Origin of the sequence: Nonomuraea sp. NPDC047897, from assembly GCF_043204415.1 — a bacterium.
Taxonomy (GTDB): Bacteria; Actinomycetota; Actinomycetes; order Streptosporangiales; family Streptosporangiaceae; genus Nonomuraea.
Genome location: NZ_JBIDCC010000009.1, coordinates 1 through 26,998 on the forward strand (window position 1 = coordinate 1; position 26,998 = coordinate 26,998).

General features: G+C 71.1%; 28 protein-coding genes. 11 read left to right on the forward strand and 17 right to left on the reverse strand.

What is annotated here, in order from left to right; translation table 11 throughout:
• Positions 1 to 121: 121 nt before the first annotated feature.
• A complete protein-coding gene (locus ACGF0J_RS20735) occupies positions 122 to 394 on the reverse strand; it encodes a hypothetical protein (RefSeq protein WP_393148086.1) in 273 nt (90 codons plus the stop codon).
• 113 nt (positions 395 to 507) lie between these two features.
• Here ACGF0J_RS20735 and ACGF0J_RS20740 point away from each other — a divergent pair, with 113 nt between their 5' ends.
• From ACGF0J_RS20740 to ACGF0J_RS20755, 4 genes are read left to right on the forward strand one after another with little or no spacing between them, the layout of a single operon-like run.
• Entirely contained in the window at positions 508 to 1,023 is a 516-nt protein-coding gene (locus tag ACGF0J_RS20740) for a TlpA family protein disulfide reductase (protein WP_393148088.1), read from the forward strand.
• Positions 1,020 to 1,451: a S26 family signal peptidase gene (locus tag ACGF0J_RS20745; RefSeq protein WP_393148090.1), complete on the forward strand. Its 432-nt coding sequence runs from the start codon at positions 1,020 to 1,022 to the stop codon at positions 1,449 to 1,451. Before ACGF0J_RS20740 ends, ACGF0J_RS20745 begins: the two co-directional genes overlap by 4 nt.
• A complete protein-coding gene (locus tag ACGF0J_RS20750; protein WP_393148092.1) occupies positions 1,441 to 3,336 on the forward strand; it encodes an ABC transporter ATP-binding protein in 1,896 nt (631 codons plus the stop codon). The genes ACGF0J_RS20745 and ACGF0J_RS20750 overlap by 11 nt, the downstream gene beginning before the upstream one ends.
• Positions 3,309 to 3,470 carry a hypothetical protein gene (locus tag ACGF0J_RS20755; RefSeq protein WP_357900383.1) on the forward strand — a complete coding sequence of 54 codons (162 nt, stop codon included), beginning with the start codon at positions 3,309 to 3,311 and terminating at the stop codon, positions 3,468 to 3,470. The genes ACGF0J_RS20750 and ACGF0J_RS20755 overlap by 28 nt, the downstream gene beginning before the upstream one ends.
• A gap of 352 nt (positions 3,471 to 3,822) precedes the next feature.
• On the opposite strand, the gene ACGF0J_RS20760 is transcribed toward ACGF0J_RS20755, so the two are convergent.
• From ACGF0J_RS20760 to ACGF0J_RS20785, 6 genes are all read right to left on the reverse strand, one after another.
• Positions 3,823 to 4,542 carry a BTAD domain-containing putative transcriptional regulator gene (locus tag ACGF0J_RS20760; protein WP_393148825.1) on the reverse strand — a complete coding sequence of 240 codons (720 nt, stop codon included), beginning with the start codon at positions 4,540 to 4,542 and terminating at the stop codon, positions 3,823 to 3,825.
• 181 nt (positions 4,543 to 4,723) lie between these two features.
• Positions 4,724 to 4,861, reverse strand: coding sequence for a hypothetical protein (locus ACGF0J_RS20765; RefSeq protein ID WP_393148094.1), 138 nt, complete (start codon positions 4,859 to 4,861; stop codon positions 4,724 to 4,726).
• A gap of 446 nt (positions 4,862 to 5,307) precedes the next feature.
• Positions 5,308 to 5,742 carry a signal peptidase I gene (gene lepB / locus ACGF0J_RS20770; protein WP_393148096.1) on the reverse strand — a complete coding sequence of 145 codons (435 nt, stop codon included), beginning with the start codon at positions 5,740 to 5,742 and terminating at the stop codon, positions 5,308 to 5,310.
• 5 nt (positions 5,743 to 5,747) lie between these two features.
• On the reverse strand, positions 5,748 to 7,559 hold the full coding sequence (locus ACGF0J_RS20775; protein ID WP_393148098.1) for an ABC transporter ATP-binding protein: 1,812 nt from the start codon (positions 7,557 to 7,559) through the stop codon (positions 5,748 to 5,750).
• Complete coding sequence (locus ACGF0J_RS20780) at positions 7,556 to 8,074, reverse strand: TlpA family protein disulfide reductase (protein WP_393148100.1); 519 nt, start codon at positions 8,072 to 8,074, stop codon at positions 7,556 to 7,558. The genes ACGF0J_RS20775 and ACGF0J_RS20780 overlap by 4 nt, the downstream gene beginning before the upstream one ends.
• Complete coding sequence (locus ACGF0J_RS20785; RefSeq protein ID WP_393148101.1) at positions 8,074 to 8,592, reverse strand: MauE/DoxX family redox-associated membrane protein; 519 nt, start codon at positions 8,590 to 8,592, stop codon at positions 8,074 to 8,076. Before ACGF0J_RS20785 ends, ACGF0J_RS20780 begins: the two co-directional genes overlap by 1 nt.
• Positions 8,593 to 8,979: 387 nt before the next feature.
• On the opposite strand from ACGF0J_RS20785, the gene lanL reads away from it, so the two are divergent.
• On the forward strand, positions 8,980 to 11,604 hold the full coding sequence (gene lanL, locus ACGF0J_RS20790) for a class IV lanthionine synthetase LanL (RefSeq protein ID WP_393148103.1): 2,625 nt from the start codon (positions 8,980 to 8,982) through the stop codon (positions 11,602 to 11,604).
• A gap of 280 nt (positions 11,605 to 11,884) precedes the next feature.
• Positions 11,885 to 13,660, forward strand: a complete 1,776-nt coding sequence (locus tag ACGF0J_RS20795; RefSeq protein ID WP_393148105.1) for an ABC transporter ATP-binding protein — start codon at positions 11,885 to 11,887, stop codon at positions 13,658 to 13,660.
• 311 nt (positions 13,661 to 13,971) lie between these two features.
• On the opposite strand, the gene ACGF0J_RS20800 is transcribed toward ACGF0J_RS20795, so the two are convergent.
• The 5 genes from ACGF0J_RS20800 to ACGF0J_RS20820 are packed head-to-tail and all read right to left on the reverse strand — an operon-like array spanning position 13,972 to position 17,878.
• Positions 13,972 to 14,964, reverse strand: a complete 993-nt coding sequence (locus ACGF0J_RS20800; protein ID WP_393148107.1) for a hypothetical protein — start codon at positions 14,962 to 14,964, stop codon at positions 13,972 to 13,974.
• Positions 14,961 to 15,431: a PadR family transcriptional regulator gene (locus ACGF0J_RS20805; protein ID WP_393148109.1), complete on the reverse strand. Its 471-nt coding sequence runs from the start codon at positions 15,429 to 15,431 to the stop codon at positions 14,961 to 14,963. Before ACGF0J_RS20805 ends, ACGF0J_RS20800 begins: the two co-directional genes overlap by 4 nt.
• Before the next feature lie 38 nt (positions 15,432 to 15,469).
• Complete coding sequence (locus tag ACGF0J_RS20810; RefSeq protein WP_393148111.1) at positions 15,470 to 16,243, reverse strand: SDR family oxidoreductase; 774 nt, start codon at positions 16,241 to 16,243, stop codon at positions 15,470 to 15,472.
• A 10-nt stretch (positions 16,244 to 16,253) separates the two neighbouring features.
• Positions 16,254 to 17,381 carry an acyl-CoA dehydrogenase family protein gene (locus tag ACGF0J_RS20815; RefSeq protein WP_393148113.1) on the reverse strand — a complete coding sequence of 376 codons (1,128 nt, stop codon included), beginning with the start codon at positions 17,379 to 17,381 and terminating at the stop codon, positions 16,254 to 16,256.
• Positions 17,378 to 17,878, reverse strand: a complete 501-nt coding sequence (locus tag ACGF0J_RS20820) for a flavin reductase family protein (protein ID WP_393148827.1) — start codon at positions 17,876 to 17,878, stop codon at positions 17,378 to 17,380. The genes ACGF0J_RS20815 and ACGF0J_RS20820 overlap by 4 nt, the downstream gene beginning before the upstream one ends.
• Positions 17,879 to 18,132: 254 nt before the next feature.
• On the opposite strand from ACGF0J_RS20820, the gene ACGF0J_RS20825 reads away from it, so the two are divergent.
• From ACGF0J_RS20825 to ACGF0J_RS20845, 5 genes are all read left to right on the forward strand, one after another.
• Positions 18,133 to 19,290 carry an acetyl-CoA acetyltransferase gene (locus ACGF0J_RS20825; RefSeq protein ID WP_393148115.1) on the forward strand — a complete coding sequence of 386 codons (1,158 nt, stop codon included), beginning with the start codon at positions 18,133 to 18,135 and terminating at the stop codon, positions 19,288 to 19,290.
• A 6-nt stretch (positions 19,291 to 19,296) separates the two neighbouring features.
• Positions 19,297 to 19,704, forward strand: a complete 408-nt coding sequence (locus ACGF0J_RS20830; protein WP_393148117.1) for a Zn-ribbon domain-containing OB-fold protein — start codon at positions 19,297 to 19,299, stop codon at positions 19,702 to 19,704.
• A gap of 636 nt (positions 19,705 to 20,340) precedes the next feature.
• A complete protein-coding gene (locus ACGF0J_RS20835) occupies positions 20,341 to 21,090 on the forward strand; it encodes a GntR family transcriptional regulator (protein WP_393148119.1) in 750 nt (249 codons plus the stop codon).
• Positions 21,091 to 21,291: 201 nt separating this feature from the next.
• Complete coding sequence (locus ACGF0J_RS20840; protein ID WP_393148121.1) at positions 21,292 to 21,903, forward strand: GNAT family N-acetyltransferase; 612 nt, start codon at positions 21,292 to 21,294, stop codon at positions 21,901 to 21,903.
• Between the two features lie 193 nt (positions 21,904 to 22,096).
• On the forward strand, positions 22,097 to 22,777 hold the full coding sequence (locus ACGF0J_RS20845) for a copper homeostasis protein CutC (RefSeq protein WP_393148123.1): 681 nt from the start codon (positions 22,097 to 22,099) through the stop codon (positions 22,775 to 22,777).
• Between the two features lie 112 nt (positions 22,778 to 22,889).
• Here the strand turns inward: ACGF0J_RS20845 and ACGF0J_RS20850 are convergent, their stop codons facing one another.
• The 5 genes from ACGF0J_RS20850 to ACGF0J_RS20870 form a co-directional block, all read right to left on the reverse strand.
• Positions 22,890 to 23,552 carry a hypothetical protein gene (locus ACGF0J_RS20850; protein ID WP_393148125.1) on the reverse strand — a complete coding sequence of 221 codons (663 nt, stop codon included), beginning with the start codon at positions 23,550 to 23,552 and terminating at the stop codon, positions 22,890 to 22,892.
• Positions 23,553 to 23,557: 5 nt separating this feature from the next.
• Positions 23,558 to 24,154, reverse strand: coding sequence for an RNA polymerase sigma factor (locus ACGF0J_RS20855; RefSeq protein WP_393148127.1), 597 nt, complete (start codon positions 24,152 to 24,154; stop codon positions 23,558 to 23,560).
• Between the two features lie 11 nt (positions 24,155 to 24,165).
• Positions 24,166 to 24,426, reverse strand: a complete 261-nt coding sequence (locus ACGF0J_RS20860) for a hypothetical protein (RefSeq protein WP_393148129.1) — start codon at positions 24,424 to 24,426, stop codon at positions 24,166 to 24,168.
• Between the two features lie 77 nt (positions 24,427 to 24,503).
• The gene (locus ACGF0J_RS20865) at positions 24,504 to 25,664 is read right to left on the reverse strand and encodes a DUF6986 family protein (protein WP_393148131.1); all 1,161 of its coding nucleotides are present in this window, start codon (positions 25,662 to 25,664) and stop codon (positions 24,504 to 24,506) included.
• A gap of 10 nt (positions 25,665 to 25,674) precedes the next feature.
• Positions 25,675 to 26,997, reverse strand: a complete 1,323-nt coding sequence (locus ACGF0J_RS20870; RefSeq protein WP_393148133.1) for an FAD-dependent oxidoreductase — start codon at positions 26,995 to 26,997, stop codon at positions 25,675 to 25,677.
• Between the last annotated feature and the right edge of the window lies 1 nt (position 26,998).

Consider the following 26,998-nt stretch of genomic DNA (forward strand, 5'->3'; position numbering starts at 1 on the left):
ACCCACCGATCTCCAACTCCGTCTCCTGGACCTTCTGGATATCGATCCGCGAGACCTGCGGTGAAGATCGCTCACATGCGGAAAACGGGGCTAGCGGCGCGCTAGGGCCGGGCTAGCGGGATCATGAAATATCCGGATCGTGGATCTCCTGCTTGTCACGTGCCAGGTCCTGATCGGGACAGGGTTCGCCGTTGCCGCGTTCACCAGGCTGCGCAGCAGCGCGGACCTGCGCCCGTTCGCGTCCTTCCTGGTGATGGCGCCGGAAAGGCGACACCTTCCGGCGGCCGGCGTGGTCGCGAAGAGTGAGGCGGCTGACGGCTGCGCTCATGGCGGAACCAGGGCTGGTCCTCAGCCGGATCATGCTCGGCGCATTCAGTCCGGTGATCGCTGTCACCGCCCCACGGGGCAGGCGAGCGTCCTGCCGCTGCCTCGGCCCGTCCGTGGGGCGGCCGGGCTCATCGATCGCGACGTCATCACCGAGCTGCACATGGACAGAACGGTGAGGGCGTGATGCAGTACCTGGTCGCCGCGGTCGTGCTGGTCGGCCTGCTGGGCATGGCGAACTTGCTGCTTACGGTCGGCGTGATCCGCCGCCTGCGCAGCCAGAGCTCGCCGCCGTCAATGCCGGCGGAAGGCCTCTCGCCCGGTGCGAGGGTCCCGCAGTTCGCCGCCACGAGCACGAGCGGCGAGCCGATCTCCGACGAGTTCCTGAGTGGACCCGCGCTGGTCGGATTCTTCTCCCGGGGCTGCCAGCCCTGCAAGGACCTGCTCCCGCTCTTCGTGGAGCGGGCACGCACCACGTCGGACGCCGTGCTCGCCGTGGTCGTCGCCGGCCCCGGTGAGGACTCCGCAGCCGACATCGAACGGCTCGCGGAGGTAGCACGTGTCGTCACGGAGGCGCCCCAGGGCCCCCTTCAGACGGCGTTCAAGGTCAACGGGTACCCGACGGTCATCACGATCGACGCCGGGGGCACGGTAGTCAGCAGCGGCCACACCCTGACCGCCGAGGTCAAGGCGTCGTGAGGCGGGCGTTCCTCGCGGCAGCGTACGGGCTCGCGGTTCTGGCCCTGCTGGCCGTACGGCTGCGCGCGACGTACCTGGTGATCCGCGTCAGCGGCAACAGCATGGCCCCGGCCCTGACCCATGGGGACCGGCTCCTGGCCCGGCGCACGGACCTGGCGGCGCTGCGTAAGGGGCAGATCGCCGTCGTCTCGAGCCCGCACCCGACCGGCAGCGAGTTCCTGATCAAACGTGTTGCCGCCCTGCCTGGCGATCCCGTCCCGGAGCTGGTACGGAGGGTCGTCGCCGACGACGTCGTCCCGGCCGGCAGGTTCGTCCTGATCGGTGACAACACCGAGGTCAGCTTCGACTCCCGCGAGCACGGATTCTTCCACGCCGACGACCTCCGTGCCGTCACCGTCAGGAAGCTGGAGCCGCAGCATGGCCGTTGACGGGGTGCGCCTGAGCGCTGCCGCGCGTGAGGCGGCGGCCACCGGCTGGAGCGGCGCTGCCGCTCCCATGATCGGGTACGCGCTCACCTTGCTGGGCACGGCCACGGCGCCGGTCGCGGTGGCCTGGCTGACCAAGCTGGTCATCGACGGCCTCACCGGGGCGGCCTCCCTGTCGGAGCTGCTGGGCCTCGCCGCGGGGCTGGCCGGTACCGGCGTCGCCGCCGCGACCCTGCCGCACGCCTCGCGGTACCTCGGCAGCCAGATCGGCCGCGCCATGGCCGCCACCACGACGGACCGGCTCTTCGCGGCCACGGCACGATTTCCCGGGCTCCGGCCTTTCGAGGATCCGCGCTTCCTCGACCGGCTGCGCCTGGCCCAGGAGGGGACGTCCAGGGCAGATGGCATCGTCACCGAGGCGTTCGGCCTGGTCCGCTCCGCTGTCACCGTGATCGGCTTCGTCGGGTCCTTACTGGTGATCAGTCCCGCCATGACGCTGATCGTGCTGTGCGCCGCCGTGCCGGCACTGTTCGCGCAGCTGAAGCTGTCCCGCCGGCGCACGACCTTGATGTGGGAGATCGGCCCCGCGGAACGGCGGCAGCTCTTCTACAGCACCCTGCTCAGCACGATCGAGGCGGCCAAGGAGATCAGGCTCTTCAACCTGGGCGGATTCCTGCGCGGCCGCCTCATGGCCGAGCTGTCAACGGCTCAGGCGGGCAAGCGGCGGATGGACCGAAAGGAGCTGTCGGCGGAGGGGGCGCTCGCCCTGCTGTCCGCCGTGGTGGCCGGAGGCGGGCTCGTCTGGGCCATAGCCGCGGCCCGGACCGGCACGCTCACCGTCGGGGACGTGTCGATGTTCACCGTCGCCGTCGTGGCCGTCCAGGGTGGGCTCGACACCCTGGTCAACGGCATCGCGATCACCGATCACAACCTGCGGCTCTTCGGCCACTACGTGGCAGTGCTCAGGGCCGAGCCCGACCTCGCAGTGCCGGTCGACCCCGCGCCGTTGCCGCCGCTGCGCCGGGGGATCGACCTGCGCGACGTGTGGTTCCGCTACAGCGACGACCATCCCTGGATCCTGCGCGGCGTAGACCTGTTCATCCCGTACGGCGCGGCCGTGGCACTGGTCGGGCTCAACGGCGCGGGCAAGAGCACGCTCGTCAAACTGCTCTGCCGGTTCTACGACCCGAGCCGGGGAGCGATCCTCTGGGACGGAGCCGACCTGCGCGATGTCCGGCCGGAGGCGCTGCGGGAGCGGATCAGCGGCGTCTTCCAGGACCACATGGCCTACGACTTCTCCGCCCGCGACAACATCGGCGTGGGAGACGTCGATGCCCGTGACGACCTGGACCGGATCCGCGCCGCCGCGCGAAAGGCCGGCGTGGACGAGCTGCTGGCGCTCCTTCCCCGCGGCTACGACACGCTGCTCACCCGGATGTTCAGCAGCGAGGAGGACCGCGAGGACTCCTCGACCGGCGTCGTGCTCTCCGGCGGCCAGTGGCAGCGAACCGCCCTGGCCAGAGCCTTCCTCCGCGACGGACGGGACCTGATGATCCTCGACGAGCCGAGCTCGGGTCTCGATCCCGAAGCCGAGGCCGACGTGCACGCCCGAATGCGCCACCACCGCGCGGGCCAGACCAGCCTGCTCATCTCCCACCGGCTGAACACGGTGCGCGACGCCGACCTGATCGTCGTCCTGAAGGACGGGGTCGTCGCCGAGCGGGGAAGCCACGACGAACTCATGGCGGTGGACGGCACCTACGCCCGTCTCTTCCGTCTACAAGCCCGCGGATATCACGAGACAGCCCCCAGTGATACCGCGCCCAGTGAACCCGAGACGAGAAAGGAGGTGAACACAGAATGCTGGACAAGCTCATCGACCGGTTGATTCCCACGGTCAAGGCTGACGCGGCGTGCACCCCGAGGTGCGTGCAGATCAGCTACGACCCGAACACCGGGTGCTACAAGATGAAGTGCTATTACGCCAACTGCACCTATCGCACGATCACCATGTGCGAGTAACTCGGCGGAGAGTCGACCACACGACCTGCGCCGGCAGCATTTGTTGCGCCTACTTCAAGTGCTGGAGGAGCGACTGCTCGGTCTACTGGAGAAAGCAGTGCGCCTAGGTAAGTGAAGGGCGCTCCCTGGCAGGATCTGGCCAGGGAGCGCCCCCTTGGAACGCGAGATCGAGGACCATGAGAAACGCGATAGAAAAGCTCAGCGACCGGATTCTGGCGATGGTCGTCCCGCAGCGCAGCGCTGCCGCCGTCGAATGCTACTACATCTACAAATGCATCGGCGGAACGAAGCTTCGGGCGCACTGCTGTGACGGAAGCTGTGGAAAGTACGTGATCCTCTGCAACACCTGTTGCTAGAGCGGCGCACCTCGGAGTATCTCCTGGTGCTGCCGGCGCAGCGAGTCGGCCGGTTCGATGCCGAGTTCCGTACTGAGGATGTCTCGCATGCGCCGGTAGGCGGCGAGCGCTTCGGCGCGGCGGCCACGCCCGGCCAGAGCCCGCAGCAGCATCTCCCATAGGGATTCACGGAAAGGGTGGGCCTCGACGAGGCGCTCCAGTTCCGGGATGACCCAGTTGTGGAGGCCGAGCCGCAGCTCGGCCTCCACCCAGAGCTCGGACGCGGTCAGGTGCATCGCGTCCAGGCGGCGGCGCTCGCGGCGGACGGTTTCGACGTCGATCTCCGGCGCCAGCGGACCGTGCCACATGTCCAGCGCCTCCCGCAGCAGCCCGGCCGCCGCCGCCGGACTGCCCGCGGTCAGAGCCTCCGACCCACGGGTGAGGCGCTGCTCGAACGCCCTGATGTCCACCGCTCGATCCGGGACGACCAGGGTGTAGCCGTTCGCGAGGGTGGTCAGGTCGACACCGTGGGCGGCCAGCGGTGCCAGAGTGCGTCGCAGGCGGTAGACATACGTTTGCAGACTCGCTCTGGCCGTCGCCGGCGGCTCGTCCGGCCAGAGCTCCGTCATCAGCCGATCCACGCTGATCACTTCGCCCGGACGCAGCATGAGAACGGCGAGGATCGCCTGCTGTTTCGCGGCCCGGACGTTGATCGCGCGGCCCCCGCCGTCGACCACCGCCAAGCGTCCCAACAGTTGGAACATCGTGCACCTCCGATCGGCATTCTGCTGATGGCGGGTATGTTCCGGGTATGGCAGGCGCACGTGCCGTACCGGGCCCAGCGGTGGGCCATGGTGCGGAGCGCACGTGGCATCTCGATCTGGTTGAGCCAGGACGCGTGCACGGGGGTGTGGACCATCACCGCGTCGGGGAACTGGGAGGTGAGCCGGTCGGCGGCCGCCTTGCCGCGGGGGAGGAGCCGTTGTCGACCACCCGGAACACCCGCTTGGCGGTCGCGTAGGGTTCGGCGGTCATGATCTTGTCGAGGAGGGTCATGAACGAGGCGATGCCGGCTTGCCCGGGTGAGCGGTGTCAGGATGCTCGCCGCCGAGCGCCCGCCTCACCCCTCGGCAGCAGGCCGTCTCGGGTCTGGACGCACACGAGGGGGCCGGGCGTTGCCCCGCTACGGCAACTGCCCGGCCCCGGTGTGGTCGCTACGCGGCTAGCAACATCTGCGCTCGAGAGTACTCCGCACCCCGAAGGTGCTTCCTGGCCCCCAGTTGCACGCGTACTTGTCCTTCATCGACCTGCTGCCGCAGGCGGGGTTGTAATAGCACCGCCCCCACCAGTAGCCGCCTATGGGTCGGTTGTAGCACTTGATGACGGCGCCGGCAGAGTCCTCGGGCAGGACCAAGGACAGGGCGCGGTCCGCGAGCCCGGTTATGATCTTCACGCTTTTCTTCCATTTCTTCGTCTACGGTCTCAGAACTCGGTCAGTTGATCTATGCCGTCTCCTTTACTGACAGCCCCGCATATCCAGGGGACAGCCTTCGGCGAGTGATGGCATGAATGTCGGCGAGCGGAAAGTAGCCGTGGTCCCGCGAGTCGTAGCTGCCCTCGCTGTTGTCGCCGAGCAGGACGACATTGCCGACGGGGACACGACCTTCGGCCACCACCGGTGCCACCGAGAGCGGAACAGGATCGCCCGGCAATCCGGCGATCCGCTTGACGAGGAAGGTCGAGCCGACGAATCGAGGTGCGCGGACCACCGCGATCTGACCGCGTCGGAGAGCCGATGCGGCCACGCGCCGGACAAGCAACCGATCTCCGTCGGTCAAGGTGGGGGCCATGCTGTCACCATCGACCCGGATCACGGAATACGTCGCGCGCAGCCGTACGATCAACAAGGCCGACGCGCAGCTCGCGACGAGGAGCACCCACCTCACAGGGCCACCGCCTCTTCCGGCTCGCGGTACCCCGTCGCCTGGAGGTTGAAGAGCCGTGCGTAGGGGCCGCGGGCGGCCATGAGGGCGTCGTGCTTTCCGGCTTCCCGGATGGCGCCGTCCTCCAGAACGATGATGAGGTCGGCGTCGCGCACGGTGTTGAGCCGGTGAGAGATGAGCAGGCTGGTGGCGCCGTGGCGGCGGCGTCGGGTTCGAGCGTGCACGTCGGCCTCGGCCTCGGGGTCCAGCCCGGCGGAGGGCTCGTCGAGGATCACGAGGTCTCGGTGACCGCGGAACATTGCGCGGGCCAGGGCCGTGCGCTGCCATTGCCCGCCGCTGAGCACGACACCCGTGTCGGGGTCGTCCTTGTCGTCCTCGCTGAAGAACGTCCGCGTGAGCAGGGTGTCGTACCCGCGGGGAAGGGAGGAGAGCGTGTCGTCGATCCCGGCCTCGTGCGCGGCCCCACGGATTCGGGTTTCGTCCTCACGGGCGGGGACGAAGCCGATGGAGACGTTGTCGGCCGCGGACATGTCGTAGGCCATATGGTCCTGGAACACTCCGCTGATACGGTGCCGCAGATCATCGGGGTGCACGTCACGGATGTCGACGCCGTCCCAGGTGATGCTTCCGTGCTGCGGGTCGTAGAACCGGCACAGGAGCTTGACGAGGGTGGACTTGCCGGCCCCGTTCAGACCGACGACGGCGACCGACGCGGCGGCCGGGATGAACAGGTTCAGGCCGCGCAGGATCCAAGGATGATCCTCGCTGTAGCGGAACCACACGTTGGTCAGCTGGATGCCGCGGCTCAGCCGGGGCAGCGGCGCGGGCTCGGCGGGGATGGGGAGGTCGGGTTCGGCCGAGGTCACGGCCACGTAATGGCCGAACATGAGCAGATCCTGGTGGAGAGCGGCGATACCGATGATCAGCCCGTTGAGGGCGGCCTGGACGGCGGCGATGGCGGCGATCAGCAGGGACACGTCGCCGATGCTCAACGCTCCGGAGCCGGCGGAGACGACGGCCCAGATCAGCCCGCCGCCTGCGACCACGGCGCCCAGCAGCGTCAGCAGGCCCTCGACGGACAGTTCCTTGAGGTCCATCCGGCGGCGTGCGGCGTTGGACGTGCGCAACTCGGTCATCATGCGGCCTCGCAGGAAACGGCCGCTGTTGAACAGCCGGATCTCCTTCGCCGCCGCGATGGTGGTGAGCAGGTCGCCGTAGAACATCTGGCGCCGTTCGGCCGGGCCGATGTCCCACATCATCGCGGCGCGACGATGCGACAGCCGCAACTGCGCCACCAGCGCGGGAACCCCGGTCGCCAGGACGATCCCCGTGAGGATCGGACTGACCATCAGGAGGGAGCCGACCATTCCGGCCAACGTGATCACCGCGCTCGCCACCGCCAGGCATCCGGTGACGACCTCCTGTCCCGTCGACAGGCTGTTCTTCGCCAACCGCAGCTGGTCGTGGAAGTCGGGGTCCTCGAACCGTCGCAACCCGGCGAACCGCAGCGTCGCCGAGAACAGCTGTGTGGTGGTCTGGGAGGTGAACAACCTGCCCATCTCGCTGTTGAGGTACTGCATGAGCTGGGGCAGCACCGTCATCAGGATGCCCGCGGCGGCCAGCCCCACCGCGAGGGTGCCCAGCTCGGCCGCCGATACCTGTCCCGCCAGGGAGTCGACCACCAGTTTGGTCAGCCACGCCACCGCGATCGGCGCGATCGCCTCAACGATCATCACCAGGACATAGACCGCCATCAGTCCCGGGGCCGCGCGCAGGGCGACCCCCGCGGCGGCCTTCGCCGTTCCGATCATGCGCTGACGGTGGCGGGCAACACGGGATTGTTGTCGGTGACCCTGCCGTCCGCACCGATTTCGAAGACGGTCGGATAGCCGGCGACCTGGAAGGCACTCTGAACGGCGGCATGAGGCGCCTCGACCACGACCCGTGCCACCTCAGCGAGGCGTTCCACGTCGGCGACGGCCTCCTCGTCGCTGTCGGTGACGACGACGGCGAGCACGGCAGCTGGGGTTCGGCGGGCATGGTCGATGAAGCGCGGCATCAGTTCCCTGCAGGGCTGGCAGGACGGGGAGAAGAAGCCGATCAGGGAGGGCCCTTCGATCAGCTCATCGGAGATCGGCTCGCCATCGGTGGTGGTGGCGGCGAACTCGGGGATCTTCTCCCCGATGGCGAGCCCTTCCTCCATGGGCGGCAAGGATGCCGCTGACGCGGCCTGCTTGCGCATCCGGCGGATCACTCCGACCGTCAGCAGGAGATTCAGCAGGCACAGCACGCCGACCAGGGCGACGGCAACGATCAGATACGGCATCAAGCGCTCCCCGAGACTTCCATGAACAAATCGGCGATATCGTCGAAGACGATCAAGAGGATGGCGCCGACCAGCCCGACCGGCACTGCCAGGGCGAGGCCGACCACGGTTACCGGGCCGCCGGGAAACGTCAACGCCACCGAACCCAGCGCGACGACGAGCAGCAGAAGCCCGTTGCGGACCAGATGCACCGGGCCGAGCGGGGTCGCGGACGCGCCGAAGCACTGGCATGGCTCGCGCTGTCCCCAGCGAAGAGAAACAGCGATCCACGTGGAGAACGCGATCAACAGCATCGCGCCGGCGGCCAGCCCCGCGGGTGGAAGCACGATCAAGGTGGCCACGGCGACAAGTTCCATGGCCACCGTTGCCATGGCAGCCGGGAACCGGGCCGGGCCGGGCAGCAATCGCAGGGTGGCGGCGAAAGACCGTAGTGCGGCACGGCCGCGCAGTTTCGAGTACGCGGAGACAACGAAGACCGTGGTGAGCAGGACCTGACTCGCCACCAGCACGTGAACCATGACCCCAGATGCTCTTCCGGCCCATTAGCCCGGCGCTAGCGCGCCGGTAGCGCGGTCGGCGGTCACGACCATCCCTAGCCAACGCGCCAGGTCAGGGCGGGGTGCGAACCCCACTGGACGGCGTCGCCTGTCACTTCACGCGCACGTCCTTGAACCCGATTTCCGGACCATTCAACGGGCGGAACAAAAAAGCGGAGAAATGCGACCGATAAATGGGGCGGCGCCCCCCTTCGGTTCGGGAAACCAGCGTTCACCTCGCATTCAAGCCATTTTCCATTAATTTGCAAGAGTGCTTCGCGACTCTCGGTTCTGCAGGAAAGCGGCGACGAGTGGAAGCGGGTTCACGTGGGTATGCGTACGGAAGACCCGGCCATACTGCGCGACATCGTGACCGCCGAACTCGGGCGCGCGGGCGCGCAGGGCTGGTCGATCGCCGAGGCCGACCTCTGGTGCAAGGTCACCCCCGACGCCTACCCGATGCCCGACCAGGGATGGAAGCTGCACGTCTCCGCGACGATGCTCTCCGCCCCGCTGGCGCTCGCCCGCGTCTCGCGGGTACTCGCCGAGGCCCGTTGCGCCTTCAAGTTCCCCGCCCGGCTGAGCGACTACTGGAAACTCCTCGAACCGCACTGCAGCCGTGCGCAGGCCGGGAAGTTCATCACCGTCTACCCCCTCGACGACGCCGAGTCGGTGCGCCTGGCCGCCCTGCTCGACGACGTCACCCGGGGGCTTCCCGGCCCGCTGATCCTTTCCGACCGTCCGTACCGGACAGGCGGGATCGTCCACTACCGCTACGGCGCCTTCAGCGGGCACCGCGTGCTCGGCAACGACGGGTTCTACGAGATCCGGCTGCGTTCACCGCAGGGCCGGCTCGTTCCCGACGAACGGCGGCCGAGCTTCTCCCCGCCACCGTTCGCGACCTGCCCGTTCGAGGTTCCGGCGGCGAGCCGGCGCCCGCGGGCGGCCGCGGTCATGCTCAACGACCGGTTCATCGTCCGCGAAGCCGTACGGCATGCGAACCGCGGCGGCGTCTACCTCGCCGAGGACACCACCACCGGCCACGGCGTCGTCGTCAAAGAGGGGCGTCCGCACGCGTGCGCCGATCTGAGCGGCCGCGACGCGCGAGATCGGATCGCGGCCGAACGTTCCTGCCTGGAAGACCTCGCCACGGCCGGGATCACGCCGGCCGTGGTGGACTTCTTCGAGCAGGGCGGCCACACCTTCCTCGTCGAAGAGTTCGTGCCAGGGATCACGCTACAGCGCTGGTCGGACGAGAACGCCGGACCGCTGGGCGAGGACGGGTTCGGCAACGCGGCGGCGCAGGTCCTGCCCGTCATCAGCCACCTGACCGCGTTGCTGAAGGCGCTGCACGGCCGAGGCTACGTGTTCGGCGACCTGTCGCCCAACAACGTGATGCTCTCGCCCGGCGGCGAACTACGGCTCATCGACCTGGAACACGCGGCGGTGCCGGGCACCACCGTCATGGTGGGCGGGACTCCGGGCTACCTCGCCCCGGAGCTGGCGGGCTGCACGGGGGAGTTCCGGCCCGCCCCGCACACGGGCGCCGACCTCTACAGCCTCGGCGCGATGGTGTACTTCCTGGCGGTCGGCGCCCACCTGGACCCGCCAAGCCCCGACCGGGCGGCCTGGGTGGCAGCGGTGGCAGCGGCCAACCCCACGCTCGCCCTGCTGCGGCCGCTCGTGGAAGGCCTGCTGGCGACAGAACCGGAGCGGCGCTGGTCGCTGGACAGATGCCTACGCTTCCTGACCGCGCTCACACCGGAGCGGGCCGCCCCCCACCACCAGGCCCGGCCACCGCAGCGGATCGACCGGCTGATCGACGACGGGATCGCTCACCTGGTGGAGACGATGGACACGAGCGAGGACGCCTCGTCGCCGTGGCCCAACACCGCCGACGGCATCGAGGCCGATCCGTGCTCGGTCAACGGCGGCGCGGCGGGAATCCTCGGCGTCCTGACGCGGGCCGAACCGCAGGCGAAAGCGGCCGCCGAACTCGCCCGCTGGCTGAGGCGGCGGCTGACGGCCGAGGACGTCTGGCCGCCCGGCCTGCACTTCGGGCGCTCCGGCGCGGTGTGGGCGCTGTACGACGCGGCGACGGCCATGGGCGACGCCGAGCTGACACGGTTCGCGGTGCGGACAGCGCGGCAGCTACCGACCGACCACCCCAGCTCCGACGTGACGCACGGACTGGCCGGATGCGGCATGGCGCTCTTGCACATCGCACTGGCCTCGGGTGATCTCGCGTTGCGGGACCGCGCCGCCGAGACCTTCCAGAACCTGCACCAGGCGCGGTCATACAGCGACGGCCACCCGCAGTGGCCGACACCGCAGACGTTCGACTCGGGCCTGGCCGGGGCCGACCACTTCGGTTTCGCGCACGGCATCGCCGGCATCGGGACCGCGTTGCTCCACGCGGGCCGGGCCCTCCACCAGCCGGACTGGACGGCGACCGTCCACGAGATCGCCCGCACCCTCTACGAACACGCCGAAGTGGACGGCGACACCGCCTGGTGGCCGACGCAGCGCGGCGACCTGTCGACGGTGCGCCCGCGCCGGCCGTACTGGTGCAGCGGCTCCTCCGGGATCGGCTCCTTCCTCGTGAGGTACTGGCGGGCCACCGGCGACCCGCCGGCGTTGGACCTGGCGCGCAAGGCCGCGGCGGCCGTGCACCGTACCCGATGGCAGTCACGGCCGGTGCCGTGTCACGGACTGCCCGGCGACGGCGAATTCCTGCTCGACATGGCCGACTTCACCGGTGACGACCGCTACCAGCGGTGGGCGCGAGATCTAGCCGGATGCCTGGAGATCCGCGCGGCCGACCGTCGCGGCCGCCTGCTCGTCCCCGGACCCCATGGAGACTTCCCACCGACTTTTCTCGCCGGCACGGCGGGGATCGTCGCCTTCCTCCTCCGGCTGCGCGACCGGTCCGCCCGGTTGTGGATGCCGGAGGAGGCCCCCAGGCTCGCCGCTCCCACAGCGGGAGGGCGATGACAGACGGCCGCACCACGGGCGGCCCCGGCATTCACAAGGAGGTGAACGACCATGTCCTTCGACGTTCAGGACCTGCAGGCGCTCCAGGAGCTCGAGCCCGGCGCCAACGAGGCGCTCCGGCTGACCCACTGCATCAAGCACTTCGGCTGCACCGACAACTGACAGCCGAACCCGCCCGCCCGGACACGGGCGGGCGGGGCTCTGTTCGATCACCAGGCGTTCGATCACCAGACGTTCCATCACCAGGCGTTCGATCACCAGACAAGGACAGGCCCGGCCGGTGCACGATCGTCTCCTCTCCGCTTCGGAGAAGCCTCCCGCCCCCGGGACCTGGCGCAGGGTCGTGCGGTTGTTCATGCCGCACCGGCTCGCCATCTGCTTCGTCGTCCTGCTCGTCGTGGCCTACTCCGCTCTGAACGCCGCCGTCCCGTTGCTGACCCAGCTGGTCTTCGATCGGGCGCTGTTCGGCGCGGGCGGCCCCGACCTGCCGCTGCTCGCGCTGATCGCCGGCCTGGCGGCGGCCACCGCCTGCGCGGTGGGCGTGGTGGACCTCGGCCAGACGTGGGTGTCGGCCCGCGTCGCGCAGCAAGTGGTGCACGCGCTGCGCGTGGATCTGTTCGGCCGTCTCCAGCGCATGTCACTGGCGTTCTTCGCCGCGACACGAGGCGGCGAGATCCAGTCGCGGCTGGCCAACGACACCGCTCAGATCGAGCACGCCGTCAAGGACACCCTGCCCAGCATGCTGTCCGGCGTCATCGGATTCGTGGCCGCGGCCGGCGCGATGGTGGCACTGTCACCCCTGCTCGCGGGCGCCGCCCTGATCCTCGCGCCGATCGTCGTCTGGGTGGCCTCCCGATCCGGGCGAGCGCTCAAGAACCTGTCGGAGGTCGGCCAGCGCTCTCGCGCTCAACTGTCGTCCATCGTGGCGGAGCGGCTGTGCCTGGGCGCCGTCATCTTGGCCAGGGTCCACGGCAGAAGCGCGGACGAGGCCACCAGGTTCGCCGCAGAAAGCCAGCGGCTGATCGGGCTCGGGGTACGCTCCGGACTGGTGGCCCAAGGGGCGCTGAGCGCGGGACACGTCTTCTTCGTGCTGGCCCCCTATCTGGTGTTCGTGGCGGCGGGACTGTCCGACGGGATCACCCCGGGCACACTGGTCGCCTTCACCGTGCTGCAGGCCAGGCTCTACCAGCCCCTGTGGCAACTCCTGCACATCTCCACCGAGTTCCGCTCCGCCCAGGGAGCCTTCGAGAGGGTCTTCGACTACCTCGACATGGAGCCCGAACTGGAGCCCGGGCCTGATCCGCGGCCAGACCCCGCCCCCGGGCCCGGCGCGCTCGCCATCCACGAGGCCACTTTCCGGTACGCCTCAGGGGAGCAGGACCGTCCGGCGTTGGACGGCGTGAACCTCACCCTCCCGGCCGGATCCACCACGCTGGTCGTCGGCCCGAGCGGCTCGGGCAAGACGACACTCGGCCACCTGCTCGCCGGCCTGCACGCGCCCACCGAGGGATCGGTCCGGATCGACGGGGCAAAGATCGGCCGTCCGTCACCCGGGCAGGTCTGCATCGCCACGCAGGAGCCCTTCCTCTTCCAGGGGTCGATCGCCGACAACCTCCGATACGCCGCCCCTGACGTCACCGCGGACGATCTCGTGCGCGCCTGCCGGCTCACCCACATCCACGAGCGGATCATGGCATTCCCGGACGGCTACGACTCGCTGGTGGGAGAGCGGGGGGCGCTGCTGTCCGGCGGCGAACGACAGCGCATCGCCCTGGCCCGCGCGCTCCTGGCCGACGCTTCAGTGCTGGTACTCGACGAGGCCACCTCCGCGCTCGACCCGATGACCGAGCTGGAGGTCGTCGAGGCGATCCTGGCCGAACGGGCGGGACGGACGACGGTGATGATCACCCACAGGTTCGGCGCGTTCGAGTCCTTCGACACCATCGTGGCACTGGGGGAGGGCCGGGTGGCGGAACAGGGAGATCGCCTCGACCTGCTCGGCGACCGGCACGGGTGGTACGCGCGGATGGTCCGCGCCCAGACCGGCGCCGCATAGGCCCTGTCGTTCGCCCACATGGGCGGCCGGCGCGCCTCACCTGGGACGTCAGCGTGGACGCGCATCGCCCGCCTGGGAACCGTGCGCGCGGCGTTGCGTTCGAACGCGCCCGCGGACGCACGCCCTCCGCCTGGCGCCACTCCTCATGATCGATTGTAGGGTGCGGCGTTCGCTCCCATCCCCCCGAACCTCCGGGAAGCGTCCCGTGTTACGTCGTCACCGTTCAGCCCTGCCCGCCCTGCTCGTCACCGGTCTGTACGGCGCCGCGCTGACGGTCGCCGCCGCCGTCGCCCTGATCTCTGGTAGCCGCGTCACACCCCGGGGCGCGGGGGCAGGGCCCGCACCCCGGCGACGAGCAGCAATGACACCATCACCGCGAGCATTCCGCACTGGACGGCGCCCGTCACCCAGAGAGGCTGGTTGAACTCCAGCGGCAGGCCCACCGGCAGCCGGTACACCGCCAGCAGCGTGCCGACCGCCGCCAGGGCCAGCAGCACGGAGGGTGACCGGCGCCGGGCGAGGGCGACGGCTGCGCTCACCAGCACGGCCGCGATCGCCAGCCCGTCGGGGGCGAGCCAGAACGACACCCAGATGAGCGGTTCGCTGTCCAGGCCCGGGTTCGCGTTCGCCAGGATGACCAGCGGGAGTCCGAGCGCCGGAGGGAGGGCGGCGAGGGCCAGGGGCGGGACGACGCGGCTCCACGGGCGGCGCGCCGGCCGTACGTCGCGGTGGAAGCCCGCCAGCAGGGCGAGCAGCGTCGCCACGACGATCAGCGCGGTGGCCGCCTCCATCCACCCCGGGAACCCGACGGGCAGGCCGGTGGCGAGTGCGTGGAGCGACGACCCGCCGCCCACCAGCGCCGCCGCCTTCGCCGACCGGAGGTTCCCCCGCATGACGGCCACGTACGCGGCGATCCAGGCGCACTCCACCAGCCTCAGGGCGACGTCGCCGGCGGCGGGAGGCGCGACGAGCAGCGCGGACAGGCCGAGCGACAGCAGGGAGCCGAGGCTGACCAGCGCCTGGAAGCCCACCCCCAGCAATGCCACCAGCCGGACGGCCTCGCCCCAGGCGACGGACCGGGGCCCGGCTCCTGCCCCGCCGAGCCGCACCCGCACCGCGAGCGCGACCACGCTGGCGATCTCGTCCCAGCGCGGGCGGGGGCCGTGCTCGTCGGGCACCTCCCCGGACATCTCCATGAACGCCGCCACCATCTCCTCCTCCCGCGCCGCGCGGTAGGAGGCCGGCAGGAGCCGCAGGACGGCACGGTAGCGCTGCTCCAGCAGCACCGGGCAGGGTTCGGTCACGCGACACCTCCGTCGGACGCCGCGCGCGCGGCGAGAGCGGTGAGGGGAGAGCGGGCGGCGAGAGCGCCGAGGGCGGTGAGGGCGGTGAGGGGAGATCGGGCGGCGAGAGCGCCGAGGGCGGTGAGGGCGGTGAGGGCGGTGAGGGCGACGCCGGGGCGGCGGGCGCGCAGGCGGGCCGTCGCGACCCGCGCGTTGGCGGCCAGCCGGTCGGCCTCGGCGGCGAGGGCCCCGGCGCCGTCGTCGGTCAGCCGGTAGTAGCGCCGCAGCCGCCCCTTCTCCACCTCCTCGCGGTCGAGCTCCACCAGCCCGTCGGCGGCGAGCCGGTCGAGCACGCCGTACAGCGTGCCGATCTTCAGCTGGACCCGCCCGCCGGAGAGCCGGTCGACCTCCTGGACGAGGCCGTAGCCATGCCGCGGCTCGTCCACCAGCGCGGTGAGCGCGAGGAACATGGGCTCCGTGATGTTCACACCCTCACTATATCTTGTGAGGCAAGATATGAGGAGTCTCAGGGGTGCTGGGCGGAGACGGAGACGACCTCCCCGGTCATGTACGACGAGTAGTCGCTGGCCAGGAACACGATCACGTTGGCCACCTCCCACGGCTCCGCCGAGCGGCCGAACGCCTCGCGCGACGCCAGCTCCGCGAGCAGTTCCTCGCTCGTCACCCTCGCCAGGAACGGATGCACGGCCAGCGACGGCGCGACCGCGTTCACCCGGATGCCGTGCTCGGCCACCTCCATTGCCACGCACCTGGTCAGCGCCATGACCCCAGCCTTGGCGGCGGCGTAGTGCGCCTGCCCGCGCTGCGCCCGCCAGCCCACCACCGAGGCGTTGTTGACGATGACGCCGGACCCCTGGCCGGCCATCAGCCGCACGGCGGCCCGGGTGCAGCGCATGGTGCCGTTCAGCGTCACGTCGAGGACGGCGTCCCACTGCGCGTCCGTCATGTCCGCCAGCTCGGCCGTGCCGCCCAGCCCCGCGTTGTTGACCACCACATCGAGCCGGCCGTGCGCCGCCACCACCGCCTCGAACAGCGCCGCCACCTGCGCCTGCGACGTCACGTCGCACGGCACGGCGAGCGGCTCGGCGCCGGTGAGCTCCGCCAGCGTCCCGGCCGCCTCGGCCAGGCGGCGCTCGTGCCGGTCGGACAGCACGACCACGGCCCCCTCCTCGGCGCAGCGCCGGGCCGTCGCGTAGCCGATGCCGGCTCCCGCGGCGGCCGTCACCAGTGTCACCCTGCCGTCGAGCAGGCCGTGCCCGCGCGGACAGTCCGGCACCATGCGATCCCCCTCACTGCCGGGGCAGCCCCAGCGTGCGCTCGGCGATGATGTTGCGCTGGATTTCGCTCGACCCGGCGTAGATGGTGTCCGCCCGGCTGAAGAGGTAGAGCCGCTGCAGGTCGTCCAGCTCGCCGTCGCGGGCGACCAGCCCGGCCCTGCCCTGCGCGGCCTGTGCCAGCTCGCCGAGCCGGCGATGCCATTCCGACCAGTAGAGCTTGCCGATCGACGCCTCGGGGCCCGGGTCGGGCCGCAGGGCGCGCAGCGCGTTCAGCCGCATGATCTCCAGCTCCAGCCACGCTCGGACCAGCCGGTCGCGCAGCAGCGGATCGTCCGCCGCTCCGGTGCGCCGGGCCGTCTCGATCACTTTGTCCAGCTCGCGGCGGAAGCCGATCTGCTGGCCGAGCGTGGACGCGCCCCGCTCGTGGCCGAGGGTGGCCATCGCCACCCGCCAGCCGTCGCCCGGCTCGCCCACGATGTTGCCGGCGTCGGTGACCGCGCCGTCGAAGAACACCTCGTTGAACTCCGACGTGCCGGTCAGCTGCACGATCGGCCGCACCTCGACCCCGGGCTGGCGCATCGGCACCAGCAGGTAGGACAGGCCGTGGTGCCGCCGCGAGCCCGGCTCGGTCCGGCACAGCACGAAGCACCAGTCGGCCAGGTGGGCCAGGGACGTCCACACCTTCTGCCCGGTGACCACCCACCGGCCGTCCTCCAGGTGCGCCCGGGTGCGCACCGCGGCCAGGTCGGAGCCGGCGTCCGGCTCGGAGTAGCCCTGGCACCACAGCTCCTCCCCGCGCCGGATCGGCGGCAGGAACCGGGCCCGCTGCTCCTCGGTGCCGAGCTCCAGGATCGTCGGCCCGACCAGCCCTTCGCCGATGTGGCCCAGTCGGGCGGGGGCGTCGGCTCTGGCGTACTCCTCGTGGAAGGCCACCTGGTCCTCCAGCGAGGCGGCGCGCCCGCCGTACCTCTCGGGCCAGGCGAGGCAGGTCCAGCCCGCCGCGCCGAGGTGGCGCTCCCAGGCCAGCCGGATCTCGTGCCCCTCGTGTTCGCGGCCCGGCCCGCCCAGGCCGCGCGCGCCGGCGAACTCGCCCGTCAGGTTCTCCGCCAGCCATGCCCGCGCCTGTTCGCGCAGGCTCAACGGAAGCCTCCGTAGCCGCCCCGGAAGAACACCAGCGGCCCGCCGTCGGCGTGCGTGTCGAGCTGCAGCACCCGGGCGACGACGATCACGTGGTCGCCTGCCGGGTGCTCGGCCTCGACCGCGCAGTCCATCCAGGCCAGTGCCCCGTCCAGCACCGGGTTGCCGCCGGGTGAGCCGGTCCAGCCGAGCCCGGCGAACTTGTCGCCGCCCCGGGTCGCGAGCTGCGCGCAGACCGGCTGCTGGTGCTCGGCCAGGACGTTCACGGTGAGCACCTTGGCGCCGCGCACCCGCGGCCAGCTCGTGCTGGTGTGCGCCACGCAGAACGCCACCAGCGGCGGGTCCAGGGAGACGGAGGTGAAGGAGTTGGCGGCCAGCCCGCACGGCTCGCCGTTCCCCGGGTCGAGCGCGGTGATCGCCACCACGCCGGTGGCGAATCGCCCGAGCACCTGCCTGAAGCGCCGGCTGTCGAGGCGGCCGTTGACGCTCTCGGGGGGCATGGCGGCTCCGTGGAGGGCTTTGCGCTGGTGGGGCGTCGGGCGGCCCGCACACCCGTCCGGCGTGACCAGCCGGGCAGCGTGGGTGCTCATCTCGTGGCCTCCTCGGGTTCCGCCGTGCTCGATATCTTACCAAGCGCTTGCTTGGACGGTAGGGGGGTGGGCGGAAGGCTGTCAAGCGAAACCGGGGTTTCGCGGTGCCGGTGCGTTGACATGCCGGGAATTTCGGGCCTAGCGTGAGAGTTGTGGTCAAGCGCTTGCTTGAATTCAGGGACCGTACGGCGATCGCCGGCGTGGGCTACACCCCGTTCGGCAGGGACTCCGGCGTGAGCACGCTGACCCTGGCCTGCCGCGCGATCATGGCGGCCCTCGACGACGCCGGGCTCGGCCCCGACGACGTGGACGGCCTGGCCACTCACCGGGTCGGCGACTCGGCGGGCCCCTCCCTGGTCGGTCCCGCCCTCGGCATCCACGACCCGCACTGGCACCTGGACCAGTTCGGCGGGGGTAGCGTCTCGCACGCCGTCGTCGCCCAGGCGGCGCTGGCGGTCGCGGCGGGCATGGCGGAGACGGTCGTGTGCTACCGGGCGATCAACGCGCGCTCGGAGTTCCGCATGGGCGGCACCGGCCGGGCGCTGCCGGTGAGCCCGGAGGTGCAGTACCAGGCCCCGTACGGGTACGTGGCGCCGCCGCAGCAGTTCGCGATGTACGCCCGCGCGCACATGCTGAAATATGGGACAAAGGCCGAGCATTTCGGACAGCTTGCGGTGACCCAGCGCGCCAACGCGGCCAAGAACCCCCGCGCACTCATGCGCACCCCCATCACCCTGGACGACTACCTCGCCAGCAGGTGGATCGCCGAGCCGTTCCGGCTGCTCGACTGCTGCCTGGAGACCGACGGCGCGTGCGCCCTCGTCATCACCTCCGCCGAGCGCGCCCGCGACCTGCGCCGCCCGCCCGTGCTCGTCTCGGCCGCCGCCTGGGGCGGCGGACAGTCGCACCTGTCGGGCGGCCCGTCCGACCCGACGACCACGGCCGCGGCCGCGCTGGCCCCCCGCCTGTACGGCCAGGCGGGTCTCGGCCCCGCCGACGTCGACGTGGCGCAGCTCTACGACTGCTTCACCTACTCGGTCGTCGTGCAACTGGAGGACTACGGCTTCTGCGCCAAGGGCGAGGGCGGCCCCTACGTGGCCTCGGGCGCCACCGCCCTGGGCGGATCGCTGCCGGTCAACACCCACGGGGGCTTCCTGTCCGAGGGCTACGTGCACGGCGTCAACCACATCGCCGAGGCCGTCTCGCAACTGCGCGGCGACGCGGGCGACCGGCAGGTGCCGGGAGCCGAGGTCGCCCTGTCCACGGCGCAGCCCGGCTACGTGCTGCCCGCCACCTCGGCGCTGATCCTCAGAAAGGGCTGAACCGCCATGCCCGACCCGCCCCCCGGAGCCTGGACCCCCGACCGAGACTCGGCCCCGTGGTGGGAGCGCACCGGGCGCGGCGAGTTCGCCATCCAGCGGTGCGACGGCTGCGGGACGGCCCGGCTGCCCGCCCGGGCGTTCTGCCCGGCCTGCCGTACGGAGGGCTGGCACTGGGAGGCGGCCGAGCCGGTGGGGACGGTGGAGAGCTGGATCGTCAACCGGCGGCCGTTCGCGCCGGGGATCGAGGTGCCGTACCTGGTGGTCATGGTCCGGCCGGACCCGGTGCCCGGCTGCCTGCTGCACGGGAGCTGGCACGCCGGCCGCGAGCCGGTGGGCGGCGAGCGGGTCAGGGGCGTGTTCGTGCCGGTGCCCGACGGGCCGACGCTGGTCGGCTGGGAGCCGGTCGTGCGGTGAACGGCAGGCCGCCCGCTCGTACAGGGTGGGTATGGCGGGGGCAAGCGACCTGCCGCCCGCGCCGCGCGGCGGCGGGCGACGCGCTACACAGGAAGGCGCCCGGGGCGCGGCCCGGGGGCAGGCTCGGCGACTGGGCCGGCGACTGGGCCGGTGACAGGGCCGGTGACTGGGCCGGTGACTGGGCCGGACAGTGGAACGCGCGCCCTGGCGGGCGTGGGGGACCCGCCAGGACGCGCTTCCTGCCCCATGTGCGGCGGCGTCAGGACTCCGGCGAGGGATGGAGTCCTAAGCCGCTTGGTCGCGCATGGAGTCGGTGGGGGAGTGCGGAGACTCCGGTCGCCGTTGGTGCCCGGCCGGCAGGAACGGCACGGACACGATATCGCCGGTGCTCTGGCTGGTGTGACCGAAACCCTGGCGAGGCAACCCGTAACGCAGTAAACGTGTTGCATCGCGTGGGTCTTGCCAGGACGGGTATGGCCTACCCGCGTGGACCGGCAACACCGGCTTTCACCCCCTCCGGCCTTTCGATGGATTTGTACCAACGAATGGATGATGCTGCTGTCGGGGCGCTTTGGTCAAGGGGTTGTGGCCTGCTAGAACCAGATCGTCTAAATTGTTGGAACAAAAGGGGTGAAAGTGGCAAGGTCGGTGCTGTATCAGCAGGTGGCTTCGGAACTGCGGAAGGCCATCTACTCCGGTGAGCTCGGCCCCGGAGCGCAGCTGCCGACCGAGGCTCAGCTCATGGAGGACCATGGCGTGAGCCGCAACACCGTCCGGCTGGCCCTGGGCGAGCTCGTCAACGAAGGGCTGGTGACGCGCACGCCCCGCCGCGGCACCGTGGTCAGGGACCGGCGGCCGCTGCTCATCTACCCGCAGCGTGAGCTGGAGCCACAGCCGACGGAAGAACTGCGCGAGGCGTTCGCCTTCGCCGTCGCCCAGGAGGGCCGCGAGCCGAGCCAGCTCATCGAGGTGCTGACCGTCACGCCGGTCGAGGAGATCGCCAGCCGGCTGGAGCTGTCCGAGGGCGAGTTCGCCGTGGTGCGGCGGCGGCTGCGCTTCGTGGACGGTCAGCCGTACAACACCAACGACTCGTACTTCCCGCGCGACCTGGTGGCCAACTCCGAGATCGCCAGGCCGGGAGACATCGCGCGGGGCGCGAACCGGGTTCTGGAGGAGCTCGGGCACGAACAAGTTCGGGTTGTTGACGACATTTGGGCGCGAATGCCCAACCAAGAGGAAGCTGAGCGGCTTCAATTGGAACTCGGCACGCCTGTTGTCGTGTATGTCCGAGTTGGTTACGACAGGGCTGATATGCCGGTGCGTGTCGCGGTGTCGGTGCTCCCCGCGGACAAGCACTTGATCAGATACGAGCTCGACCGCCGCTGATCGAGCTCGGTTGGGGGTGATCCCGCCGGCGGCCCGCCGCGAGTAATCCGGACCTCGCAGGGCTGGGGGAGTCGTGCATACTCCCCCAAATACCGATTTATGCGTATATATCGCCTTTAGTCCCCCGTCCGAGTCGACGCGCCGCCGTGAGATCACACTCCGTGGTCATTCGGACACACACCGCACCGAAAGGGCGACACCATGCACCTCGACACCCTCCTCCACCCGCTCGCACTCCGCCGCGCCGAGTCCGCCGACCTTTCCGGCATCCTCACCCTCCTCGCCGACGCCGCCGAATGGCTGCACCACAGGGGCGTCCGCCAGTGGCCCCGGGGCGGCTTCGGCCCCGAGCGCATCCGGCCGCTCATCGAGGAGCGCGTGCTCTACCTGCTCGACGACGAACTGTCCCACCTCGACCCCGACGTGGACGCCGCGAACTGGCGGCCCGTCGCCACCATCGCCGTCGACGGCCACGCGGACGCCGAGTTCTGGACCCCCGCCGACGGGCCCGACGCCGCCCTGTACGTCCACAAGCTCGCCGTCGCCCGTCCGTGGGCCGGCCACGGCCTGGGCGACGCCCTGCTGGACTGGGCGGGCGGCACCGCCTACGCCACCGGCCGCCCGTGGCTCCGCCTCGACTGCGCCAAGGACAACCCGAACCTGCAGGCCTACTACCGCCGCCGCGGCTTCCGGCACGTCCGCACCGTCGACCTCCCGCACCGCGCCTCCGGCGCACTCTTCCAGCGCCCCGCCGACGACGCCCTCGTCACCGCCTTCCGCGACCTCACCGTCCCCGAGCTCATCGGCGCCTGACCCCGCACCTGACCCGCGCCTGACCCCGCGCCTGAATCCGCGCTTGAATCCGCACCCGGACAGGGCCCGTCCGACACCCCGGGCGGGGCCTGCCGGCCCATGTCGCGCCGCTGCTTCGATGTCGCCGGCCCGCGCTGGGACTTTCGGGGCCTATCACAGCGGAACCGGGCAGAGCACCCGATAACCTCTCTTCATGACCGGATCCCTCCTTGAGGTGATCGCGCTGAACGTGCGCGACGCCGTGGCCGCCGAACAGGGCGGCGCCGACCGCCTTGAGGTCGTCGCCGACATGGCGGCCGACGGGCTCTCCCCGGCGCCGGAGACAGTCGCCGCGATCGCGGCCGAGTGCCCGCTGCCCCAGATGGTGATGCTCCGCCTCGACGCCTCGTTCACGGCCGACGCGGCCACACTCGACCGGCTGAGCCGCGACGCCAAGGCGCTCGCGCAGGCCGGCGCGGCGGGGTTCGTCTTCGGGTTCCTCGACGGCGCGGGCGTGGTCGACCTGGCGGCCACCGAGGCGCTCATCCACGCGATCTCGCCGCTGCCCTGGACGTTCCACCGCGCCGTCGACCACGCGGCCGACGTGCACGCGGCCTGGCGCGCCGTGCGCCTGCTGCCCAACCTCGCCACCGTCCTCACCGCCGGCGCGCCCACCGGCGTCGGCGACGGCCTGCCCGTGCTCAGGACCCGCGCGGAGGCCGGTGACGCGTCGATCGTCCTGGCGGGCGGCGGGCTCCGGCCGGAGCACGTGCCGGCGCTGCTCGACTACGGGGTGCGGGCCTTCCACGTCGGCTCGGCGGTCCGCACGACGTGGTCGGACCCGGTCGACTGGGGCCTCGTCCGCCGCTGGCGCACCCTCGTCGACCGCGACTGACCGCGCGACGCGGCCGGCGGGCTCGCAGCTAGGGGCCCTGGTTCTCCGCGGCGTGGCCGCCACTGCCTCCTGGAACCTGACGTACGGCCTGCCCGAGCGCTGTCGACGGCCTCTATTCGGCGGCTTGATCACTGTCGATCTGTGTGCATGGCGCAACCGAGCCTTCTGCCAGTTCGAAGCCGATCGCCGAGCCCGAGCCGGCATCGGTGGGATCGTTGAACGTCGCCGTGGCCACAAGGGTCTGGCCGGCCTTGATCGTTTCCGGATGAAGTGTGAAGCTCGCGCCCCCGTTCCCTTGAACCACGCGGTTGACCGAGGCGCCCAGATAGCGGGCGCGCGGTTCGTGGCAGCGCTTGCCCTCGGGCACGTAGTCCACGACGGCGGCGATTCCAAGCCGCCTGAGATCCTGCTCCAGACTTCTGGCGTCCGTGAACTGGTTGATCGTGATGGTGATCGTGCCGCTGGGGTTCCTGGTCAGCAGATAGGCCGCGTGAGCGGGGTCCTCCGTGCCGGTCGTCAAGGGAAGAATGATCGACGCGGAGAGGGCCAGCCCGGTGGCGGCGAGGCCGAGCCTCAACCTTCGCCGGGTCCAAGACCGGAACCGGTTGGCGCGGGTGTGCGACAGGGATGGCGCAGAGCGTGGGGCCGTTTCGACCGCACGTACGCGTTCGTCCGTTGCCGCAGCCAGCAACAGGGACCTTGTGCGGGTCTGAGCTTGCTCCGATACCGGCGGCACATCGGTTCCCATACTGCTCAGCAGTTTGATCTCATCCATTGGCTTCATTCCTTTTCGTCGTCGGTGATGGAGAGCACGGTTCGCAGCCGCAGCCGGGCCCTGTGGAGGCGTGATCGGACGGTGCCGAGGGGAACGCCCAAGGCGGCGGCGATCTCCTCGTACGTCAACTCGGCCCATGCGAAGAGCAACAGGGCGTCGCGATCACCATCCGCCAACTCTTCGAGCACTCCGGCCACCAGCCGGAAGGCGACTTCCGCGTCGACCCGGTCAACCACCTGGTCGGTCGGTGCCGCTACCGCCGGGTCAGCGCCGGCGCGCGCCAAAGCGGCCCAGCGCCTGGTCTCGGATCGTCGGTGCATGCGGAGCACATTGGTCGCGATGCCCAGCAGCCACGGCAATGCGCCGGTGGGACTTCGGCTGGAGGTGAAGCGATCGCGTTGTCTGAACGCGGTCAGGAAGGTTTCGGACATCAGGTCGTCGGCGTCAGCCGGTCCTGCCCGCCGTGCCAGATAGCGGTGTACCTGGCCTCCGTACCGGTCGAACACGAGGGAGAAGATCTCTGGTTCACGCAGCGAGCGGTCGATCAGCGACTTGTCACTCTGCTCGACTTCGATCTCCGGTGGGGTCGGCCGATTCATCATCGTCACACCTGCTATTTGCCGGTGCCCGTGATCGGGTTCGTGGGCAGGGTGGCACACCGAGCTGTCCGCGACCCGGCGGCGGTGGTCAACCACCGGCTCGCCGCCGCGAGGCCGACTTCGAGCCGGGGCGCCGCAGGCTTGCGCGCCTGGATACCGTGTCTGTGCAGGTAGGCGCGATTCCCGCGGGAGGAGTACGCCTTGTCGCCCATCGCGCGGGCGGGCCGCTTGCGCGGCCTGCCCAGCCCGCGCCGCCGGATGCGGATGGACTCCATCAACGGGATGAAGCGGGGCGGCGGGCTCGCAGCTCAGACCGGCGGGCGGCGGTTCAGCTCATGGTGGCGAACGGCGGTCAGCTCAGGGCGGCGTCGGCGCGGCGCAGCGCGGCGGCCAGGGTCCGGACCGTGGCCGGCTCGTCCATGACGCCGCCCCCGGCCCCCCGCCGCTCCTCCCAGGCCCGCACGCGTGCGCGGTAGTCGTCGTACGTGGCGAGGTGGAAGGCGTAGACCGTCGCGAAGCGGCTCACCAGGTGCGACGGATGCATGTCCCACCCCTGATGGAAGCCGTGCCGCAGCGAGTGACGGACCAGCCCGGCGTGCCGCCGCCACAGCGCCCGCACGTCGGCGGCCGACCCGGAGGCGGGTGCGGCGGCCAGCGACCCGTCCGACAGCTCCACCCCGGTGCCCGCGAACGCCACCTGCATCACGTGCCGGGCGTGGTCACAGGCCGGATGGTCGAGCCGCTGCTCCTGCGGCGGCAGCCCGAGCGCCGCCGTGTGGTCGAACACCCCGAAGTGCGCGGCCGACAGCCGCCCGCCGAGCGACTCCGCCAGGTCGCCGCGCAGGAACCCCAGCGTCTGCGGCGCCTCCACCTGCATCTCGAACCGCAGCCCCGCCACCCCCAGCCGCGACTCCAGCCGGTCCAGGACCGCGGCGAACTGCCGCAGGTAGGCCGCCATCAGCACCTTCGGAAACGTCACCACGAAGCCCGGCGGCAGCTCGCCGGCCCGTGCCACCACCTCCGTGAGGAACCCGTCGAGCGTCCGCACCGACCGGCCCGCGTCGCCGTCGGCGAACGACTTGACCCGCAGACCCCACCGCCGCGGCAGCGTCCCCGCCTCCCGCATCGCGGCCACCGCCTCGGCGGCCGCCTCCACGTGCCCGTCCTCCTCGGCGGCGGCCCGCACGCCGTAGCCGTCCTCGAAGTCGATCCGCAGGTCCTCGACGGGCTCGCGGGCGAGCTTGCCCACCACCCGCTCCCGCACGGCCGGCGCGAGCCCCTCCGCGACCTCGAACACCTCGGCCAGCTCGCCGGGACCGGCCAGGTGCGCCTCGGCCAGCGCCAGCGCCTCCTCGCCCCACTCGGCGACGGTCGCGGCGGAGAACCGGTCGGCGGGCACGTACACCGTGTGCACCGGCTGCCAGGCCGCGGCGCCGCCGGGCCAGCGCGCGAGCTGCGCCCGGTACGCCTCCTCGAACCCGGCAGGCCGCACGTCTCCCACGGTCACACGCATGGGGCCAACCCTAGGGGCGGGGCCGGCAGGCGTGCAGCATGGCGTCCAGGCCCGTCAGCTTGACCCGTTCGCCCCGGCCCAGCGACTTGGCCAGCTCCGCCTCGGCCGCCTCGATCGCCAGCCACTCCTCGTAGGTCACCGGCCGCACCCCGCGCCGGGCCAGCAGCTCGTCGAGACCGGCGCGCCGTACCGGCTCGCGGCCGGAGAGCTCCCGGCCGGCGAGGTCGGACAGCAGCGTGCGCACGGTCTCCGCCGCGTCGGACTTGTTGGTGCCGATCACGCCGGTGGGGCCGCGCTTGAGCCAGCCGGCGACGTACTCGCGTTCGCGCACCCGGCCCGCCTCGTTCGGCACCGTCATCGTCTCCCGGGAGAACGGCACGCCCGGCAGCGGAACGCTCTGGTAGCCCACCGATCGCAGCACCATCCCGACCGGCAGCGTCTCGAACTCGCCGGTGCCCTCGACCCGCCCCTCGGGGGTGAGCCGGGTGCGTTCGAGGCGCAGGCCCTCCACCCGGTCGGCGCCGAGGATCTCCACGGGACGCAGCCAGAAGCGCACGTCGAGGCGGCGGGGCCGGCCGGCGGCGGCCCGCTGCGCCCACGACCGCAGCACGTCGAGGTTGCCGCGCACCTGCCTCGGGTAGTCGCCGCCGAGCACGACGGCCTCCTCGGGGCGCACCCGGACGTCGGCGTTGGCCAGATCGCCCAGCTCCCGCAGCTCCTTCAGGGTGAACTTGGCGTGCTGCGGCCCCCGCCTGCCGATCATGTGCACGACCTCGACCCGGCTGCGGCCGAGCCGTTCGAGCACGTCCTGCGGGACGTCGGTGCCGGCCAGCTCCTCGGCCGTCTTGGCCAGGATCCGCACCACGTCGACGGCCACGTTGCCGACGCCGATGACCGCCACCTCGGCGCTGTCGAGCGTGAACCGGGACGGCTCCACGTCGGGATGGCCGCAGTACCAGTTGACGAAGTCGGTCGCCGCCACGCTGCCCGGCAGGTCCTCGCCGGGGATGCCGAGCCTGCGGTCCACCATCGCGCCCGTGGCGTAGACGACGGCGTCGTAGGCGCTCAGCAGCTCGGCGGCCGACACGTGCTCGCCGAGCGTGACGCCGCCGAGGAAGCGCACCTGCGGCAGCTCCAGGACGCGGCGCAGATAGTTGGCGATGGACTTGATCGACGTGTGGTCGGGCGCGACACCGTATCGGACGAGCCCGTACGGGGTCGGCAGACGTTCGAGCACGTCCACCCGGACCGGCTCGGGTGACTGCTTGACCAGGGCCTCGGCCGTGTAGATCCCGGCAGGGCCCGACCCGATCACCGCCACGCGCAGACCCACG

Excerpts from the sequence above, each read along its gene's own strand:
- ACGF0J_RS20750 (WP_393148092.1), top strand. The coding sequence starts at position 1,441 with ATGGCCGTTGACGGGGTGCGCCTGAGCGCTGCCGCGCGTGAGGCGGCG.
- ACGF0J_RS20755 (WP_357900383.1), top strand. The coding sequence starts at position 3,309 with ATGCTGGACAAGCTCATCGACCGGTTGATTCCCACGGTCAAGGCTGAC.
- ACGF0J_RS20765 (WP_393148094.1), bottom strand. The coding sequence starts at position 4,861 with ATGACCCTCCTCGACAAGATCATGACCGCCGAACCCTACGCGACCGCC.
- ACGF0J_RS20775 (WP_393148098.1), bottom strand. The coding sequence starts at position 7,559 with ATGATCGGAACGGCGAAGGCCGCCGCGGGGGTCGCCCTGCGCGCGGCC.
- ACGF0J_RS20780 (WP_393148100.1), bottom strand. The coding sequence starts at position 8,074 with ATGCCGTATCTGATCGTTGCCGTCGCCCTGGTCGGCGTGCTGTGCCTG.
- ACGF0J_RS20785 (WP_393148101.1), bottom strand. The coding sequence starts at position 8,592 with ATGGTTCACGTGCTGGTGGCGAGTCAGGTCCTGCTCACCACGGTCTTC.
- ACGF0J_RS20810 (WP_393148111.1), bottom strand. The coding sequence starts at position 16,243 with ATGGTGCCGGACTGTCCGCGCGGGCACGGCCTGCTCGACGGCAGGGTG.
- ACGF0J_RS20820 (WP_393148827.1), bottom strand. The coding sequence starts at position 17,878 with ATGCCCCCCGAGAGCGTCAACGGCCGCCTCGACAGCCGGCGCTTCAGG.
- ACGF0J_RS20830 (WP_393148117.1), top strand. The coding sequence starts at position 19,297 with ATGCCCGACCCGCCCCCCGGAGCCTGGACCCCCGACCGAGACTCGGCC.
- ACGF0J_RS20840 (WP_393148121.1), top strand. The coding sequence starts at position 21,292 with ATGCACCTCGACACCCTCCTCCACCCGCTCGCACTCCGCCGCGCCGAG.
- ACGF0J_RS20845 (WP_393148123.1), top strand. The coding sequence starts at position 22,097 with ATGACCGGATCCCTCCTTGAGGTGATCGCGCTGAACGTGCGCGACGCC.
- ACGF0J_RS20850 (WP_393148125.1), bottom strand. The coding sequence starts at position 23,552 with ATGGATGAGATCAAACTGCTGAGCAGTATGGGAACCGATGTGCCGCCG.
- ACGF0J_RS20855 (WP_393148127.1), bottom strand. The coding sequence starts at position 24,154 with ATGATGAATCGGCCGACCCCACCGGAGATCGAAGTCGAGCAGAGTGAC.
- ACGF0J_RS20860 (WP_393148129.1), bottom strand. The coding sequence starts at position 24,426 with ATGGAGTCCATCCGCATCCGGCGGCGCGGGCTGGGCAGGCCGCGCAAG.
- ACGF0J_RS20865 (WP_393148131.1), bottom strand. The coding sequence starts at position 25,664 with ATGCGTGTGACCGTGGGAGACGTGCGGCCTGCCGGGTTCGAGGAGGCG.